The sequence below is a fragment of the Bacillus sp. P4_D3 genome (assembly GCF_056401855.1).
The window spans coordinates 1-3,024 of the sequence record NZ_JBFUIN010000379.1; the positions used below are offsets into that span (position 1 = coordinate 1).

At 32.1% G+C, this 3,024-nt stretch carries 4 protein-coding genes; 3 read left to right on the top strand and 1 reads right to left on the bottom strand.

Annotated features, from left to right (window positions below):
- The first annotated feature begins 734 nt into the window (after positions 1–734).
- Entirely contained in the window at positions 735–1,070 is a 336-nt protein-coding gene (locus tag AC1DTM_RS21365) for a YolD-like family protein (RefSeq protein WP_002012722.1), read from the top strand.
- Positions 1,071–1,356: 286 nt separating this feature from the next.
- Here the strand turns inward: AC1DTM_RS21365 and gerPF are convergent, their stop codons facing one another.
- The gene (gerPF, locus tag AC1DTM_RS21370; protein ID WP_001141569.1) at positions 1,357–1,572 is read right to left on the bottom strand and encodes a spore germination protein GerPF; all 216 of its coding nucleotides are present in this window, start codon (positions 1,570–1,572) and stop codon (positions 1,357–1,359) included.
- Between the two features lie 212 nt (positions 1,573–1,784).
- Between gerPF and AC1DTM_RS21375 the strand changes: the two genes are divergently transcribed.
- Together AC1DTM_RS21375 and AC1DTM_RS21380 are read left to right on the top strand one after the other, a co-directional pair.
- Positions 1,785–2,123 carry a hypothetical protein gene (locus AC1DTM_RS21375; RefSeq protein ID WP_002012726.1) on the top strand — a complete coding sequence of 113 codons (339 nt, stop codon included), beginning with the start codon at positions 1,785–1,787 and terminating at the stop codon, positions 2,121–2,123.
- 279 nt (positions 2,124–2,402) lie between these two features.
- The coding region (locus AC1DTM_RS21380; RefSeq protein WP_477000817.1) for an SDR family oxidoreductase at positions 2,403–3,024 on the top strand (622 nt) is incomplete at its 3' end.

Below are 3,024 nucleotides of genomic sequence, written 5' to 3' on the forward strand. Positions count from 1 at the left end.
GTTGAGTATGAAGTATTAGAATATAAACTGGAATACTATCGAAATCCGAAAAAAACAGAAACAGAGAGAGAATTACATATTATTATGCAACCTAAACTTATTCAATAAAGAAAGTGAAATATTAATCAATTTGAGTTTTGTTCGTTCTCACTGATTATTAGCTCGCAAATAGCGGGATAAATGGTAGTAATTGTCGATATGTATGAAACTTATGAGGAATGAATGGTTTTACATCATAAGTTTCTAAAGATTTGTGCGTTCGTTCATAATCAAAGTATATGCTTTTGTTGAAGGATGGTTAATGAGATGTAGCTGAAATTTGTATTCCAGAAAGAACGTTAGTTAGGATAGAAAAGTAAAATTAGAAATATAATTAGTTCAATAAAAGCGATTTCACATTAGGTGGAGTCGCTTTTATTGTTGCTACACGTATTCTATGATGCGATAGGAAGTGCAAAGAGAATTCATTAATTAAAAGGAGGAATCAATCAGTATGAATAAACTTCATAGATTAAGGTTGCATTTTGTTTAAAAAATTTACATGTTGTACTTCCGAAAGAACATTCGTTCGTGTATAATTAGAACTAACGTTCTTTTTGGGTGGAGATTCCTACAAATTCATAAATAATTTTGAATTGGAAAGCTACGCTACATATTAAATAAGAGATGGATAAAGTGTATTTAGAAGTAAAATTTATGAATGGATAGATGTAGAAAATTGAGGAGTAAAGAAAATGAATTATGTAAAGGTACAGGAAAAAGGAAGAGAGTGGGTTCCATTTACAGTAATGTCGGAACAATTATTAAGTATGAGAAAAATTATTGGAGAGAAATTAAAAGTCCAAAGGCCACTAATAACGAATGAAGCGAAAGAAAGTATTTCAGACAAATTATTAACTTCATTATTGTCTGAAAAAGAGATGTTAGTGACCTATTTTGAAGAAGGATACATACTTACGAGTTATATGACAGTGGTTCATATAAATCCAATTCAACAAATTGTAAAATGTACAGATGCATTTTATAAAACATATATATTTGCTGCAAGGGACATAATTGATGTAACTTAAAAGAAGCTGAATTTTGAAGTTTAGCTTCTTTAATTTATCTAGCTATTTGCGGGCAGTTAGATTTACGCCTCAAAATTCGGCTGTGAGTCAGGCTACCTGTAAAAGCCTAATTTTTTTGAAGAGGTGAAGAACTAAATGAAAAAGCAGCTAGATGCAAACTAGCTGCTTAGTCCCAGGGAAAGGGAGAAAAAGATTGGCACTCAAAAAATCGACGATAGCTGTGTATCAGCCTGAGTATAGTATAGACAAATTTGAAAATGTTATACAAAAATGATTACCGATTTGGTTAGGCCGTACCAACTTGGTTTTGATCTGCTAGATCAGAATCAAATGTATTAGTCGCGCTAACCCCACTGAAAGTGTTCACTACGAAACCAACGTTAGATGCGCCAGAGCCGTTATAAGCTTTCGTATTCTCTTTTGGAGAAACGTTGTAGAAATCACCTAAGTTGAAAGACCCGTTACTATTTTGTACAACTAAATTCCCTACAACTGAGGGCATAATTTTCACCTACTTTATAAGTAATTGTTTGCATTACTATATGAAGGTATAGTCTAATTGGTTCATTTGACAAATATTCCGGAATAGAAAAATGTTATAAGCTTTGTTTAATCAATCGAGCAAAAAGTATGTTAAAATTAACGAAGAGTTGAATTTTAAAAAGAATAAATTCGAATAATTAATATATACGGAATTAAAGGAGGCAAAATGTAATGGATAATGTTATAAAAACAGTGGATTTAACAGATGCAGAATCAAGTAAACTTGTTGCTTTTATTTATAGTAATGATGTTACTTTGATCGAAAAAGCATTTTGTCCTAATGAAATAAAATTAAAGTTTAATGAAATAGCAATTTTATCGGCAATTAAAACCGCATATATTACGAAAGTATCTATAAGGAAAGAACTTGAAGCGATTTTTCACGATACAGGCGTTTTATTAGTGAAGCAAAATGTTGAAAGGAATAGTATTCAATCTATAACAATGCATTTTGAGCAATTTAAAAAGTTGCAAAATGAGATTGAGAATTTAAATAAAAGTATGCTATAAGACTAGGTGGAAATTCTTTGATAGAGATGGGCTCTGTTAAGTTGCAAAAGTGGATTGAAAAGTATTTAGATAAATCGAACCATAAACATAAATATACTTTCATTAAGGTGTAGCCTATATTTATCGATGTAAACAAAAAGAGTAACTATTATGGTTACTCTTTTTGCTTGTTAATATGTAATATCAAAAATACTTCTAAAGTATGAAATGAATTGATACTTAAGTGAGAAGTTGAATAAGAATAAAAAGAGTAATATTAATTGAAAGGAGGAGATACAGTTGGAACGAAACGACATTGGGAAACTTGTAATTATTACTGGAGTAACGCAAGGGTTAGGACGTGCAATGGTTGATAGGTTTCATGAATTGGGATGGAAAATAGCAGGGTGTGGACGCTCAAAAAATAAAATTGAAGAGCTTAATAAATATTACGGTGCTTCACATGATTTTCAAATAATTGATGTTTCAAATCATCACCAAGTTAGTAAATGGGCAAGTCGGATTCTTAATAGGTATAGGGCTCCCGATATGTTAATAAATAATGCATCGATTGTTAATCAAAATGCACCGCTATGGAAAGTTACCGCTCAAGAATTTGAAAGAGTAATGAGTGTAAATGTGAACGGGGTAGTAAATGTCATTAGGGCGTTTGTCCCGGCGATGATAGCTAGGAAAGAAGGAATTATTATTAATATGAGCTCTAGTTGGGGAAGAGAAGGCGAGGGTGAACTTGCGCCATATTGTGCTTCGAAGTTTGCTATTGAAGGTATCACGCAGTCAATGGCAATGGAACTGCCAAATGGTATGGCCGTAGTTGCTTTAGATCCAGGTGGAAGTATTAACACTCCAATGCTTCATTTATGTGCACCTCAATATGTAAAAGAATCTCCTACACCTGAAA

Coding starts and splice junctions, on each gene's coding strand:
- AC1DTM_RS21365 (WP_002012722.1), top strand. CDS start 735: ATGAATTATGTAAAGGTACAGGAAAAAGGAAGAGAGTGGGTTCCATTT.
- gerPF (WP_001141569.1), bottom strand. CDS start 1,572: ATGCCCTCAGTTGTAGGGAATTTAGTTGTACAAAATAGTAACGGGTCT.
- AC1DTM_RS21375 (WP_002012726.1), top strand. CDS start 1,785: ATGGATAATGTTATAAAAACAGTGGATTTAACAGATGCAGAATCAAGT.